Source organism: Pseudoalteromonas sp. MER144-MNA-CIBAN-0113, from assembly GCF_040308965.1.
Classification (GTDB): Bacteria; Pseudomonadota; Gammaproteobacteria; order Enterobacterales; family Alteromonadaceae; genus Pseudoalteromonas; species Pseudoalteromonas tetraodonis.
In genome coordinates this window covers 19,108-33,715 of the sequence record NZ_JBEOOG010000042.1, presented here as the reverse complement: position 1 = coordinate 33,715, position 14,608 = coordinate 19,108, and the positions used below count along the sequence as shown (strand labels likewise).

13 protein-coding genes are annotated in these 14,608 nt (G+C 39.5%); 4 read left to right on the top strand and 9 right to left on the bottom strand.

The annotated features are described in order from the left end of the window. Window positions 1–65: 65 nt before the first annotated feature. From AAEY57_RS12030 to dnaA, 9 genes are all read right to left on the bottom strand, one after another. Window positions 66–518, bottom strand: a complete 453-nt coding sequence (locus AAEY57_RS12030) for a hypothetical protein (RefSeq protein WP_273001560.1) — start codon at window positions 516–518, stop codon at window positions 66–68. Between the two features lie 3 nt (window positions 519–521). Next, complete coding sequence (locus AAEY57_RS12025) at window positions 522–1,685, bottom strand: KAP family P-loop NTPase fold protein (protein WP_273001561.1); 1,164 nt, start codon at window positions 1,683–1,685, stop codon at window positions 522–524. Between the two features lie 78 nt (window positions 1,686–1,763). Next, window positions 1,764–2,216 carry an early set domain-containing protein gene (locus tag AAEY57_RS12020; protein ID WP_273001562.1) on the bottom strand — a complete coding sequence of 151 codons (453 nt, stop codon included), beginning with the start codon at window positions 2,214–2,216 and terminating at the stop codon, window positions 1,764–1,766. Window positions 2,217–2,295: 79 nt separating this feature from the next. Beyond that, window positions 2,296–4,365 (bottom strand): glycine--tRNA ligase subunit beta, encoded by a 2,070-nt coding sequence (gene glyS / locus AAEY57_RS12015; protein WP_350607943.1) that lies wholly within the window; start codon window positions 4,363–4,365, stop codon window positions 2,296–2,298. A gap of 2 nt (window positions 4,366–4,367) precedes the next feature. Then, window positions 4,368–5,270: a glycine--tRNA ligase subunit alpha gene (glyQ, locus tag AAEY57_RS12010; RefSeq protein ID WP_013463645.1), complete on the bottom strand. Its 903-nt coding sequence runs from the start codon at window positions 5,268–5,270 to the stop codon at window positions 4,368–4,370. A gap of 142 nt (window positions 5,271–5,412) precedes the next feature. After that, window positions 5,413–7,839, bottom strand: a complete 2,427-nt coding sequence (gyrB, locus tag AAEY57_RS12005) for a DNA topoisomerase (ATP-hydrolyzing) subunit B (protein ID WP_013463644.1) — start codon at window positions 7,837–7,839, stop codon at window positions 5,413–5,415. Between the two features lie 12 nt (window positions 7,840–7,851). Then, window positions 7,852–8,946 (bottom strand): DNA replication/repair protein RecF, encoded by a 1,095-nt coding sequence (recF, locus tag AAEY57_RS12000; RefSeq protein ID WP_028834900.1) that lies wholly within the window; start codon window positions 8,944–8,946, stop codon window positions 7,852–7,854. A 15-nt stretch (window positions 8,947–8,961) separates the two neighbouring features. Beyond that, window positions 8,962–10,065, bottom strand: a complete 1,104-nt coding sequence (gene dnaN / locus AAEY57_RS11995) for a DNA polymerase III subunit beta (protein ID WP_350607942.1) — start codon at window positions 10,063–10,065, stop codon at window positions 8,962–8,964. Between the two features lie 13 nt (window positions 10,066–10,078). After that, window positions 10,079–11,467 carry a chromosomal replication initiator protein DnaA gene (gene dnaA / locus AAEY57_RS11990; RefSeq protein ID WP_008467048.1) on the bottom strand — a complete coding sequence of 463 codons (1,389 nt, stop codon included), beginning with the start codon at window positions 11,465–11,467 and terminating at the stop codon, window positions 10,079–10,081. A gap of 506 nt (window positions 11,468–11,973) precedes the next feature. Between dnaA and rpmH the strand changes: the two genes are divergently transcribed. From rpmH to yidC, 4 genes are all read left to right on the top strand, one after another. Continuing rightward, a complete protein-coding gene (rpmH, locus tag AAEY57_RS11985; RefSeq protein WP_008112968.1) occupies window positions 11,974–12,108 on the top strand; it encodes a 50S ribosomal protein L34 in 135 nt (44 codons plus the stop codon). Between the two features lie 7 nt (window positions 12,109–12,115). After that, window positions 12,116–12,541 carry a ribonuclease P protein component gene (rnpA, locus tag AAEY57_RS11980; RefSeq protein ID WP_008467046.1) on the top strand — a complete coding sequence of 142 codons (426 nt, stop codon included), beginning with the start codon at window positions 12,116–12,118 and terminating at the stop codon, window positions 12,539–12,541. 126 nt (window positions 12,542–12,667) lie between these two features. Next, window positions 12,668–12,943: a membrane protein insertion efficiency factor YidD gene (gene yidD / locus AAEY57_RS11975; protein ID WP_036957173.1), complete on the top strand. Its 276-nt coding sequence runs from the start codon at window positions 12,668–12,670 to the stop codon at window positions 12,941–12,943. An 8-nt stretch (window positions 12,944–12,951) separates the two neighbouring features. After that, window positions 12,952–14,586, top strand: a complete 1,635-nt coding sequence (gene yidC / locus AAEY57_RS11970; RefSeq protein WP_016900028.1) for a membrane protein insertase YidC — start codon at window positions 12,952–12,954, stop codon at window positions 14,584–14,586. Window positions 14,587–14,608 lie beyond the last annotated feature (22 nt).

Sequence of the window (14,608 nt, the reverse complement as noted above, 5' to 3'; positions counted from 1 at the left end):
TATCAGCTATCAGCTATCAGCTATCAGCTATCAGCTATCAGCTATCAGCTATCAGCTATCAGCTATCAGCTATCAGCAAATTTACTTGTTAAGCCAATTAGGTTCAAGTAATCATTTTCAATAAAACTATTTACCCCGCAGAATGTCATATGAGCTTCTAATAGCTGAGATTCACTGATAACATCTCTCCCATCATAACCAAATGTATTCAAGTAGTTAGTCTTTTTTATATTGTCACCTCTCTTTAATACATTTTGAAAGCTACGAAGATAAGTAAAAAGATCAACCTTTGAAAATTCTGAAAAATGCCCCATAAGTCTTTGTCGCTCATAATCACCTAAGATAAACGACTGCTTGATCTCTTCTAAACTTTTGGCAGAGTTGATCATTTCCTCCAAAAATCCAGACAAATTTAACTCTTTAGCTGAAAGCTTTAAGTCAGTAACTCTATTGTTAATAACAAATGGGTTATCTTTGAAGATTAAACACATATAGTCATATTGAGGTTTATTGAACATATATTAGCAAAGTAAGATTAATAGAACCAAAATATCTACTGTTTTCTCTTCCCCTATTAATTCAATACTTGTTAGTAATCTATCTGCTAATTGAATAGCTGACCTAGGTGCTAAATTCTGCCAATTGGATATCTCAGCAATGAGTGACGATAGCTGTCTCTTTATATCATCTCCTTGAGATAAAAGCGGAAACAGTAAAATGCTTTTTTGTTCCAGATAGTGATTATCTAATACAGTAAAATCACAATTTGCTTCTAGTAAACTGGCAGAAATCCCAACATCTAGATGGTATTTTGTATCGAAGAAGCGCCTTAAATAATTATCAGCATTAAAGTCATTTCCATACAAGGCTTTTATTGTGTGCTGCAGCTCCTCTGTATGTGTTGAAACAACTATTACTAACCCTTCAATATCGAAAATATGCTTTATTGCTTCTAGCATTTCAACTGCATAAGTTGGGCGGCAGCGGTCTAACTCATCAATAAAAATGAATGCGGGATAATCACGAGCTGTTGCTCGAAGTCCATTTTTAGGTTTTTCAATAGAGTATTTAACTAACTCTTTTATTGTAGCTTTTAGTTCTTTTACGCCTTTTTTATAATCACTATGTTCTTTGAATGCTTGTGTTGTCATAGCTTCCATAGCTGCTGACAAATTTAATGATTTATTGTTTTCTGTTGATGCCGTAACTTCTGTGTCAGAACTTTCATCAACAAATATATCTTCAATATCAAACCCACCATAGCGTTTAACTAACGCAGCTAGAATTTTAGGTAATACTGATATGCCAATATTCTTAAAGCTTTTTCTTTTGGCTTGAGTTAAATGACTTTTGTTAATTGTTTCTAATAGTTGCTCTTGAATTTCAGCTAGTACAGTAATTATGGGGGAATCCATAAAGTCATTCGACCAAGCATCTATATAGACAACTGGGTGTTCATGCTTTAAATCTTCAGCCCAACGTTTTACAAAGTAAGTTTTACCTGCGCCCCATTCAGCATTAACGTTAATTACATAAGAGGATTTATTAGGCTTTTCTCTATTCGAGTTTGAGCGGCGAACAAGAATTTTAGTCAGCAGTTCAGCATCTTGCTCTCTATTTAACTGATCTGCTGGGTAAGTAACACCATCAATTTTTATCTCTTCATTCCATTGTTTGGCACACATATATTAACGTCCTTGTCACAAATCTATAAGTTTACTCGAGCAACTGAAAGCTGACGGCTGACGGCTGACGACTTACAGCTATTTCTTAGTTATTGTCACTTGCGGCTCATCGTAGTCACTATAATCAATGCTGACTATATACGACCCTTTGATTGCGGGTGTGTAGCTAAAGTAATTATAAATGGTATTACAGTCGGCGCGTGTTGATTGGCCGAGTGTTAGGCTTTGCCCTGATGGCTGTGAATCGCTGTAGCCACAGTTAAAACCTTCACTAAAATCTGCATCCGCTATTTTAAATTCGTACACTTTGCCTGGGGTCGAAAACCTAACTTGGGCTTGGTAAAGCGCAGGCCCAACTTGTTTAAATTGATATTGAGGTTCGGCATCCCATAATGTGAAGTCCCCTCTTAAATAAATACTGCGATCCAATTCTTGCTGCGGCAACACGTCGTTAATTGAAATTTGGCTGGTACAAGCACTCAATAAGCCCACTAAGGCTAACGTGAAAATGCGTTTCATTGGGAGCTTCATGGTGAATCCTCTATTAACTAATATAAATAAAACACTAAAAAGCCAGCATAATGCTGGCTTTTTTAATAGCTGTTAGCTGTTATTTTTGTAATACAGAAATATCTGCAATTTCTAAAAATAATCCACTTAACTGACTTAAAAGCGCAAGGCGGTTTTGCTTAACCGCTTCATCGTCGGCCATTACCATGACATTGTCAAAAAAGTTATCAACACTGTCACGAATGCCAGCTAATTGGCTTAATGCCTCTTGGTAGTTTCCGTCGCTGTATAGTGGCGCTAAGTCGGTAGCAAATTTTGCAACTTGAGAAGCCAGTACTTTTTCTGCGTCGTCACTTAGTAAGCTCTGTTCAACATCACCTTGCGTTGTAATGTTGTTTTTAGCCAGAATATTACTTACACGCTTATTAGCGGCTGCAAGCGATTCTGCGGCGTCTAACGTACGAAAATGGCTCACGGCTTTAACTCGGCGGTCAAAATCAACAGGCTTCGTTGGACGGCGCGCAAGTACCGCTTGAATCACATCTACTTCAATGCCTTCATCTTGATACCAAGCACGGAAACGCCCTAGCATAAATTCGAATACATCGGTTGATACATTTAGGTTAGTCAGCTTTTCACCAAACAAGGTTTGTGATTTAGCAACTAGGTCTAAAATATCAAGTGGTAGCTGCTTTTCTACCATGATACGTAATGCACCAATGGCCGCACGACGAAGTGCAAATGGGTCTTTATCACCTTTTGGTGCTTGGCCTATACCAAAAATACCCACCAGCGTGTCAAACTTATCTGCAATAGCCACTGCACAGCTGATCAAACTCGTTGGTAAGTTATCGCCGGCAAAGCGTGGCATGTACTGCTCGTTTTGCGCAACAGCGACATCTTCAGCTTCACCGTCATGACGTGCGTAATGCATTCCCATTACACCTTGTACGTCGGTAAATTCCATCACCATTTCGGTCATTAAATCGGTTTTACTTAATAAGCCAGCACGCGCTGCTAGTGCTTTATCTGCACCTAGTTGCTCTGCAATGTAACCGGCAAGTTCACTGATACGCTGTGACTTATCTTTAAGTGTGCCCAACTGCTTTTGGAATAAAACGCTGTCTAGCGACTCAAGTCGGCTTTCAAGGGTTTTCTTTTTATCTGTTTCAAAGAAGAACTGCGCATCAGCTAAACGCGGGCGCACTACTTTTTCGTTACCAGAAATAACCACACTTGGATCTTTACTTTCGATGTTAGAAACAAACAAAAACTTATTTAAAAGTTTGCCGTTTTGATCTAATAACGGAAAGTATTTTTGATCGTCTTTCATGGTGTAAATAAGCGCTTCGGCTGGCACATCTAAAAATGCTTCTTCAAATGTAGCTGTTAGCGTTACTGGCCATTCAACCAATGAAGTAACTTCTTCAAGTAAATCTTCATCCATAGCAACTACGGCATTAACTGCTTTTGCTGCGTCTTCTATTTGCGCACGAATTTGTGCTTTACGCTGTTCATAGTCAGCTATCACGTAAGCTGATTTAAGTACGTTAAACACATCATCAGCATGGTTAATGTTAATTTTTTCTGGATGATGAAAACGATGGCCTTGCAGTTGATTGCTCACTTGCTTACCCAGTATCTCACCTTCTATTAGCTCATTACCCAGTAAAATAGTGACTGTATGCACAGGGCGAATAAATTGTGTTTTATTCGCGCCCCAACGCATTGGTTTAGGAATAGGTAATTTAGCAAGCGCTTTACTAATTGCATCAGCCATTAGTAATTTGGTTTCTTGCCCTGCTACTTTAGCAATATGCAATAACCATGCGCCTTTATCGGTTTCGAGTGTTTGCGCATCTTTTACTTCAATTCCACAACCACGAGCCCAACCCATGGCTGCTTTGGTTGGGTTGCCCTCAGCGTCAAATGCCGCTTTAGTTGCAGGGCCGCGTTTTTCAACTTCTTTGTCTTGTTGTTTAGCGTCTAGCGCTTTTACTTGTAAACCTAAACGACGAGGCGATGCATACCAGCTCACACCTTGGTGAGCAAGTTCTAAGCTTTCAAGTTCTGCTGTTAAGTTTGCAGCAAAGGCTTCGGCTAATTTACGAAGTGATTTTGGTGGCAATTCTTCGGTGCCAATTTCTACTAATAAATTTTCTGCTGACATGCTTACTTATCCTTACACAGCGGGAAACCAAGCGCTTCACGTGCATCGTAATAACTTTGTGCACACGCTTTTGATAATGCACGAACGCGTAAAATGTAACGTTGACGCTCGGTCACCGAAATAGCATGACGTGCGTCTAATAAGTTAAATGCGTGCGATGCTTTCATTACTTGCTCGTAGGCAGGTAATGGTAAGTTTGCTTCAATTAACTTTTGGCTTTCTGCTTCGCACTTATCAAACTGTGCAAATAAGTCTTCTACGTTTGCATGTTCAAAATTATAAGTAGACTGCTCTACTTCGTTTTGATGGAATACATCACCGTAGGTTACGCGCCCTAATGGACCGTCTGCCCATACTAAGTCGTAAATGCTATCTACGCCTTGAATATACATTGCTAAACGCTCTAGGCCGTAGGTAATTTCACCTGTGACCGGTGAGCATTCTAAGCCGCCCACCTGCTGGAAGTAGGTAAACTGGGTTACCTCCATGCCGTTTAACCAAATTTCCCAGCCCAGTCCCCATGCACCCAACGTTGGTGATTCCCAGTTATCTTCTACAAAGCGCACTTCATGAGTGAGGGTATCAATACCCATCGCCGCTAAAGAGCCTAAATAAAGCTCTTGGATATTATCTGGAGATGGCTTTAACACCACTTGGAATTGGTAGTAATGTTGTAAGCGGTTTGGATTCTCACCGTAACGACCATCGGTAGGTCGACGACACGGTTGAACGTAAGCGCTCGACATAGGCTCTGGGCCAATTGATTTTAAAAATGTTTGCGGGTGAAATGTCCCTGCGCCCACTTCCATGTCAAGTGGTTGAATAATGACACAGCCTTGCTGTGCCCAATAATCCTGTAAAGCCAGGATCAAACCTTGAAAGGTTTTAACGTCATATTTTTGCATATTTTGGCTTTTTACTATCTGAGAAGTAGCGTGAAAATTACCCTCAGTATACCTTGTGCACACTCAGGTTTTAAGCAGTTTGTGCAATTGAGAAAATAAAAAAGGAGCCTAAGGCTCCTTTTTTGTGATTAGCATAATTTAATTATACGTCTAAGTTAACCACACGCAGTGCATTCGTTTCTATGAACTCACGACGAGGCTCAACTTGATCGCCCATTAACGTGGCAAATAATTGATCCGCTGCAACAGCATCTTCAATCGTCACTTGCAACATACGGCGTGCGCTTGGATCCATGGTGGTTTCCCAAAGTTGATTTGGGTTCATTTCACCTAGTCCTTTATAGCGTTGAATATAGATCCCACGCTTAGATTCTGCGATCAACCATTCCAATGCATCCACAAAGTTATCAACAGGTTTTGTTTTTTCACCGCGTTGGATGTAAGCACCCTCAGTGATGATATTAGCAATATTTTTACCTGTTACAGCAATACGTTGGTAATCTCTTGAAGTAATAAAGTCATAATGAAGTACATGCGCTTTATCCACACCATGCTGACGAATATTCACAACAGGGTAATATAAATTACGCTCTGTATCGTGTTCAGTACCTGCGTGGAAAATAGTTGCATCTTCATCACGCGCAACTAAGTCATCAACAAGCTCTTTGGTCCAAGCAATTACCTTAGCCTCGTCTGAAAGGTCTTCTTTTTTCAGCTCGCTTTGGTAAATCAAACGGTTCATCACTGTGTTTGGATACTTACGCTTTAAGCGCTCGATAACTTTAACCGTGTTTTGGTAATCATGAACGATTGCTTCTAACGCTTCACCATCAACCGCTTCTGCACTATCACTCGTGTAAAGAGCAGCATTACTTAGCGCTAAAGATGTAAGGTAATCAACTAATGCAGGGTCATCTTTAATATAGCGCTCTTGCTTACCTTTTTTCACTTTATAAAGAGGTGGCTGAGCAATATAAATGTAACCACGTTCAACAATTTCCGGCATTTGACGGTAGAAGAACGTTAGTAGCAAGGTACGAATGTGAGAGCCATCCACGTCGGCATCGGTCATGATGATGATACGGTGGTAACGTAGTTTTTCTGGGTTATATTCGTCACGGCCAATACCACAACCTAATGCAGTAATTAGCGTTGCCACTTCTTGTGAAGAAAGCATTTTATCAAAACGTGCTTTTTCTACGTTTAAGATTTTACCTTTAAGCGGAAGAATCGCTTGATTCTTACGGTTACGACCCTGCTTGGCTGAACCGCCAGCTGAGTCACCCTCCACTATGTATAGTTCAGATTGGGCTGGATCTTTTTCTTGGCAATCAGCTAATTTACCTGGTAAACCAGCTAAGTCCATAGCGCCTTTACGACGTGTCATTTCACGCGCTTTACGCGCTGCTTCACGGGCGCGTGCTGCATCAATAATTTTGCCAACAACAATTTTTGCATCCAATGGGTTTTCCAATAAAAACTCAGTGAATTTTTCAGCCATTGCTTGCTCAACTGCAGACTTAACTTCGCTAGAAACTAGCTTGTCTTTTGTTTGTGATGAGAACTTTGGATCAGGTACTTTAACACTCACAACTGCAGTTAAGCCTTCACGCGCATCATCGCCCGTTGCATTACTGGTTGTTTTAGCTTTTTTGTTAAAGCCTTCTTTTTCCATGTAGTTATTAAGCGTACGCGTTAGCGCCGATCTAAAACCAGCTAAGTGAGTACCACCATCACGTTGAGGAATATTATTTGTGAAACAGTAAATGTTTTCTTGGAATGCATCATTCCACTGCATTGATACTTCTACACTAATACCATCTTCTTCACGTTCGTGAGTAAAATGGAATACCCCTTTATGCACTGGTGTTTTATTGCGGTTTAGGTATTCAACGAATGCTCTGATACCGCCTTCGTACTTAAAGTGGTCGCTTTTATTTTCTTCGCGTTCATCGCTTAATATGATACTTACACCTGAATTCAAAAACGACAGCTCGCGTAAACGCTTTGCCAAAATATCGTAATGAAAATCAAGGTTAGTGAACGTTTCGCCACTTGGCCAAAAACGAATTTCAGTACCATTTGTTTCAGAATCACCAATTACAGCTAGTGGTGCATCAGGTACACCCATAGTGTAAAACTGCTCATGAAGTTTACCTTCACGACGAATGGTTAGTTTTAATTTTTCTGATAATGCATTTACTACCGATACACCAACACCGTGTAAGCCACCTGATACTTTATAAGAGTTATCATCAAACTTACCACCGGCGTGTAGTACCGTCATAATTACTTCAGCTGCAGATACACCTTCTTCTTCATGTATAGAAGTAGGAATACCACGGCCGTTATCTCTTACAGATACCGAACCGTCTAAGTGAATAGTGACATAAATATCATCACAGTGACCCGCTAAGGCCTCATCGATAGAGTTATCAACGACCTCAAACACCATGTGGTGTAAGCCCGTACCATCATCGGTGTCCCCTATATACATACCAGGACGCTTTCTTACTGCATCTAATCCTTTAAGTACTTTAATACTCGACGAATCATAATTCTCAGACATGGTTAATCCCACTTATCTTGTTATTAGGTTGCCATGTTTCACGTGGAACATTTTTAGTTCTCGTTGCATGGGTTCCACCACAGCAGAAATACTTTCAGATAAAATTGAAGAAATAAATATTTGAGAACTACAGTGAGTCAATAACTGGCCCACTTTCTCTTTTGTATCTTCGCTTAGTTCTGAAGGTAGATCATCTATTAGCAATATAGATTGCTTATCTGTCTCTGACTCAATTAAGCTATTTTGCGTTACTTTTAACGCATACAACAATAACTTTAATTGCCCGCGTGAGAATACATTCTCAACACTGCTGCCAGCGACACTAAAACTAAAATCAGCCTTATGAGGGCCTTTACTTGTAAAGCCTTGGCGAGCATCTCGCTCAAAACTTTGCTCTAACGCATCACAAAGAGATTCACTCTCTTTCCAGCCCGCATTGAAGCTAATTTCTAAATCGCGTATTAGCGTTAATTCTGCACACATTTTATCAAAAAATTGCTGCTTAAACCTAGTTATATACGCGATTCTTAATTTATTTATTTGTTCTGCCAGTCTAACAAATTCTTTGTCCCAAAACTTGATTTGGTCAAAATAATTCTTAGGCTTAGATTTTAATAAGGCGTTGCGTTGTTTAAGCACTTTATTAAACGATTGCCATAAGAAAAAAAACTCATGTTCCACGTGGAACAAACCTAAGTCTAAAAACTTTCTGCGCTCCTTAGGACCGCCAAAAAATAGTGAGTAGCTTTCTGGTGTTATTATTTGTACCGGCATTAACTGGGCAAGTTCAGATACTTTTCGACTCGCCTTACCCTGGATTTTTAAATTGGTTTCACCCGCTTGGGTTTTACTAATACCAATAGGGATAGATAAATCGTATAACGCTTTGCGGCCATGAATAACAAACTGATCTTGCTGGTGTGCAATAATACTTTTATGTTTAGAAGTTCGAAAAGATTTGCCGTGAGAAAGGTAATATATAGCCTCTAAAAGGCTGGTTTTTCCGCTGCCGTTTTCACCATAAATTATATTAACGCCATTAACTGGTTCTAGCGTCAGCGCCTCAATATTACGAAAATATTTGAGGCTCAAATGACTTAAGCTCATTATGTATTTATAATCTTATAAACGCATAGGCATAACGACGTACATCGCTTCTTCATCGCCAGCACCTTCGATTAGTGCACTGCTATTTGAATCGGCAAGTGTAAATAACACATCTTCAGTTTTTAATGTATTTAATACATCAAGCACGTAAGACACATTAAACCCAATTTCTAGATCATCGCCCTCGTACATTACTTCAACTACTTCTTCCGCTTGTTCTTGCTCTGGGTTGTTAGCCGTAATTTTTAATAAACCGTTTGATAAATTTAAACGTACACCACGAAATTTTTCGTTCGATAAAATCGATACGCGTTGAAATGCATTACGTAACCATTCTCTGTTTGCTGTAATAACTTTATCGCCACCGCGAGGTAAAACACGGCGGTAATCAGGGAAACGGCCATCAACTAATTTACTCGTAAACGTAAACTCAATATCAATAATACGGATGTGGTTAGCACCAAACTGAATAGTCACTAACTCTTGGTCGGCAACCATTAGGCGCATAATTTCTTGCACGCCTTTGCGCGGTATAATTAATTGGCGCTGTGTATTTAATGAATGACCTAGTTGCTTTTGTGCAATCGCTAAACGGTGCCCATCAGTGGCGACTGTTTTTATATCGCTGTTATCAACTTCAAACGACATGCCGTTTAAGTAATAACGTACATCTTGGTTTGCCATTGAAAAGTGCGTGCTTTCAAGTAATTTACGTAACTCTAAACGCGTTAGTTGAAATTCAACCTCACCATCCCACTGCTCTAAATTAGGAAAATCTTCAGCCGCTAATGTGGTCAATGAAAAACGACTTTTACCACTGGTTAAAAGTAACTGATGGTCTTGCAAGCTTAAAGTAAGATCAGAACCATCCGGTAAACTTTTACAAATATCGAGTAATTTTTTAGCCGGTAATGTGAGCTTGGTATCGGCAACATCATCACCTACAAACACGCTCGCCACTAATTCAATTTCAAGGTCGGTCCCTGTCATTGAAAGCTGGCCATTTTCTACCACGAGTAATACGTTAGATAAAATAGGTAACGTATGCTTACGCTCTATGGCACCCGATACTTGCACCAATGGTTTTAAAAATTGTTCTCTTGATATTGTTATTTGCATAATAAAGTCAGCCCTAAGATGACAATGTTCTTATTAAATTTTGGTAATCTTCTTTAATCTCGTGGCTTTCGTCACGTAATGATTTAACTTTGCGACACGCGTGCAGTACTGTTGTATGGTCACGCCCACCAAAGGCATCCCCAATCTCAGGTAAGCTGTGATTAGTGAGTTCTTTAGATAATGCCATGGCAACTTGGCGCGGCCTTGCTATAGAGCGACTGCGGCGCTTAGACAGTAAATCAGACACACGTATTCTATAGTATTCTGCTACCGTACGTTGAATATTGTCTATGGTGACTAGCTTATCTTGCAGTGCGAGTAAATCACGCAGTGCTTCTTTTACAAAGTCAATAGAAATTGGGCGGCCGGTAAAGTTTGCATTAGCAATTACACGGTTTAAAGCCCCTTCAAGTTCACGTACGTTTGAACGTAATTTTTTAGCGATAAAAAATGCCACTTCATGCGGTAAATTAATTTTACTTTGCTGGGCTTTTTTCATCAAAATGGCAACGCGTGTTTCAAGCTCTGGCGGCTCAATCGCGATAGTTAATCCCCAACCAAAACGAGATTTAAGGCGATCTTCAACCCCTTCTATCTCTTTAGGATAACGGTCAGAGGTTAAAATAATTTGCTGGTTACCTTCTAATAATGCATTAAAGGTATGAAAGAACTCTTCTTGTGAACGTTCTTTATTAGCAAAAAATTGAATGTCATCAATCATGAGTGCATCAACACTGCGGTAATAACGCTTAAACTCTTCGATCGCATTATTTTGCAGTGCTTTAACCATGTCTTGCACAAAGCGTTCTGAATGCATGTACACAATTTTAGCATCTGGCTTATTGGCCATAATACCGTTGCCTACCGCATGTAATAAATGCGTTTTACCTAAGCCCGTACCACCGTAAATAAAAACAGGGTTAAATGCAGAGCCAGGATTATCTGCTACCTGAGTGGCAGCCGCTTTTGCTAATTGGTTAGATTTACCCTCAACAAAACTGTCAAAGGTATAGTTTTCTTTAATGTTTGATTTATAACCCGATTTAGGAGCGGGCTCAACAACTGGTTTTTGTTCTCGTGGTTGTTGTTTTGCCGTTGCTTGCGTACTTGGTGCTGATTGTGTTTCAACTACCGGCGCAGCTTGTGCATTTAATAGCGGCTTGCTGCCTACATCAAAGCGTAATTCAGGGGCTTCTACACCACAAATTTCAACCAGTAACTCATTTATTCTATTTAGGTATTTTTCTCTTACCCAATCAAGTACAAAACGATTAGGCGCATAAATCGTCAAGGTATCTTCGGTACTTTCTGCTTGAAGTGGTCTGACCCACATACTAAATTGCTGCGAAGGCAATTCATCTTGCAATACATATAAACAACTTTGCCAAACCGACAGATACACAGTAAAACTCCCAGAGATATAATTTTTATTCCCGCACATCAATAATGATTCAAAAATCACACCTGTATTGCGTTTAAATGGCTCAATAAGCAGCCCAAGACCGACTATTATGAATGCACTTTATCCACAAGTAAAAGATTGATTTTTATAAAATTGTTGATATCGATGTATAAATATGATAACAGACTGATTTAAATAGCTTTTTATTTTAAAGCCTGATTAGAGATCATAACAAAACTGGCAGCAGATCGCGACTATAATTTATGATCTAATTTACTTTTCCCATGCTTTTATTCACTTTTTATACAGGGGCTGTGGAAAACTTCTTATTTATGATGATCCTATCGGATCATGAAAATTGAACATAAATAAACATGCTTTACGCGCTCTATTATGATTGACTTTTCGTCGCTTCATCTATAATATCTCGCGCTCGCAATGGCACCTGTGCCAGGATCGCGACCTGCATAGGATGTTTTAACTTTAACCGATCGGATGAGATTGTTATGAAAAGAACTTTTCAACCTAGCGTTTTAAAACGCAAACGTACACACGGTTTCCGTGCTCGTATGGCAACTGTAAATGGCCGTAAAGTATTAGCTCGTCGCCGTGCTAAAGGCCGCAAAGTTCTTTCTGCTTAATTTATAAGTGGAAGACTTTAGCTTTGGCAGGGAGTTACGTCTGTTAACTCCCTCGCATTACTCTCGCATATTTAATGAACCCGCTCGGGCTGCAACTCCTTTCTTTACTTTATTAGCAAAACCAAGTGACCAGTCAAAACCTAGGTTAGGCCTTACTGTTGCTAAAAAACGTGTAAAAAAGGCATGTCAACGAAACCGTATTAAACGTCTTGCTCGCGAAAGTTTTCGTTTAAACCAACATACTCTCGATAATATAGATATTGTGTTGATGGTAAAAAGTGGCATTGATGAACAGTCCAATGAAGAATTAACCAAACAACTAACAAAGTTGTGGCGTAAAATTAATGAACGCTGCAAACCCGGTGCCCCTAAACCGCCACCATTTAAAAAACGCCCAAACAAATCAGCTAAATCGACTAAACAAACTCAATAGCAATAGAATTACAGGGTTAATTAAGGTATCTTTAGCTCACCTTTTAATCATGCGTTTAAAATCTTAAAGTAAGTCTTTAAATACATGGTATCTATTCACTAAACATAACGTAGGGGCATGTACAACATGAGGTTACTTAAACCACTTGCTGCGTTACCAACACGTTGTTTAGTTTTATTGATCCGCGGTTATCAAAAGTGGATTAGCCCGCTATTGGGTCCGCATTGTCGTTTTAATCCAACCTGTTCTAGCTACGCTATTCAAGCAATTAATTTGCATGGTGCAGTAAAAGGCAGTTGGCTCGCAGTTAAACGCATATTAAAATGCCATCCTTTACATTCAGGTGGAGACGACCCCGTTCCTGAAAAATTAACCCGTATTAACCACCAACACGAGAAATAAGAGCTGTTATGGAATCGCAACGCACGTTTTTATTCATCGGCCTAATGCTAGTGTCGTTTTTATTATTTCAAGAATGGAATAATGACTACAACACGCCAAAAGCCGATCCTAGTGCCACTACACAAACACTAAAAGCAAACTCACCGGAATCAGATGATTATGTTCCAGCTTCATCAGACTCTGGTTTACCTGCTTCAACTACTTTAGCTAAACGCTCAGTCATTGATATTACAACTGACGTGTTCAAAGTTAAAATTGACACCAAAGGCGGTGACATTGTTGAAACCGACTTAATTAATTATAAAGAAACCAAAGGCAGTGATGTTCCTTACATGCTACTTGGTGAGTTTGATGGTAAACAATACTTTTCACAAAGTGGTTTAATAGGTTTAAATGGCCCAGATGCATCTGCAAATGGTCGTCCTACTTACCAATCAGAGCAAACCTCTTACACCTTAACAGGTGATGAGCTTCGCGTTCCACTGCAATTTACCGACAGCAACGGTGTAAGCTTTACTAAGACTTATGTATTCAAAAAGGGTCAGTATGATGTTGGCTTAGAATATAAAGTTAACAACACCACCAGCGCGCCTGTACAAGTACAGCTTTACACACAAATAAAGCGTACCGTACAAGAAAAAGGCAGCATGGTTGATCAAAACTATTTAGGGGCTGCATACGGTACAGATGAGGAACCATACGAAAAATATAGTTTTTCAGATATGGCCGATAAAAACCTAAACATTAATACCCAAGGTGGTTACGTTGCATTTATTCAGCATTACTTTGTAAGTGCTTGGGTACCAATGCAAGATCAAGCGAATACACTTTATAGTTTAATCACTAAAAGTAACGCAGCTATTATTGGTGTTAAAGACGAAGCGGTAAATGTTCAAGCTGGTAGTGAGCAAGTACTTACTGCAACTTATTACATGGGCCCTAAAGAGTCAGATAAACTTGAAGCGATTCACACTGACCTAGACTTAACCGTTGATTACGGTTGGTTATGGTTTATCTCTCAGCCGTTATTTGTACTATTAAAATGGTTACACAGCATTTTAGGTAACTGGGGTGTAGCAATTATTGCTATCACTATTATCGTTAAAACATTAATGTATCCACTGACTAAAGCACAGTACACCTCAATGGCTAAAATGCGTGCATTACAGCCTAAGATGAAAGCGCTAAAAGAAAAGTATGGCGATGATCGTCAAAAATTCGGCCAAGCGACCATGGAAATGTACCGTAAAGAAAAAGTAAACCCTATGGGTGGCTGTTTCCCTATTTTACTACAAATGCCAATCTTCTTAGCCTTGTTCTATGTATTCTTAGAGTCTACAGAACTTCGTCACGCTGAATTTGTACTTTGGCTAACTGACCTTTCTGCGAAAGACCCATACTACGTATTACCAATCTTATTTGGTGCGAGTATGTTTATAACGCAAAAACTACAACCTATGACGGTTACCGATCCAATGCAGCAAAAAATGATGACCTTTATGCCGGTTATCTTCTCTGTGTTCTTCTTATGGTTCCCATCTGGTTTAGTACTTTACTGGTTAGTGTCTAACCTTATCTCTATTGTCCAGATGTTAATCATCTACCGTGGCATGGAAAAGAAAGGTATTAAAGTAAGGGGCTAACTCCCCTTACCTACAAAAAAGG

Bases quoted from the DNA above. Each gene is read 5' to 3' on its own strand.
- dnaN (WP_350607942.1), bottom strand. From the start codon at position 10,065: ATGCAAATAACAATATCAAGAGAACAATTTTTAAAACCATTGGTGCAA.
- rpmH (WP_008112968.1), top strand. From the start codon at position 11,974: ATGAAAAGAACTTTTCAACCTAGCGTTTTAAAACGCAAACGTACACAC.
- glyS (WP_350607943.1), bottom strand. From the start codon at position 4,365: ATGTCAGCAGAAAATTTATTAGTAGAAATTGGCACCGAAGAATTGCCA.
- AAEY57_RS12020 (WP_273001562.1), bottom strand. From the start codon at position 2,216: ATGAAGCTCCCAATGAAACGCATTTTCACGTTAGCCTTAGTGGGCTTA.
- gyrB (WP_013463644.1), bottom strand. From the start codon at position 7,839: ATGTCTGAGAATTATGATTCGTCGAGTATTAAAGTACTTAAAGGATTA.
- AAEY57_RS12025 (WP_273001561.1), bottom strand. From the start codon at position 1,685: ATGTGTGCCAAACAATGGAATGAAGAGATAAAAATTGATGGTGTTACT.
- yidC (WP_016900028.1), top strand. From the start codon at position 12,952: ATGGAATCGCAACGCACGTTTTTATTCATCGGCCTAATGCTAGTGTCG.
- recF (WP_028834900.1), bottom strand. From the start codon at position 8,946: ATGAGCTTAAGTCATTTGAGCCTCAAATATTTTCGTAATATTGAGGCG.
- AAEY57_RS12030 (WP_273001560.1), bottom strand. From the start codon at position 518: ATGTTCAATAAACCTCAATATGACTATATGTGTTTAATCTTCAAAGAT.
- yidD (WP_036957173.1), top strand. From the start codon at position 12,668: ATGAGGTTACTTAAACCACTTGCTGCGTTACCAACACGTTGTTTAGTT.
- glyQ (WP_013463645.1), bottom strand. From the start codon at position 5,270: ATGCAAAAATATGACGTTAAAACCTTTCAAGGTTTGATCCTGGCTTTA.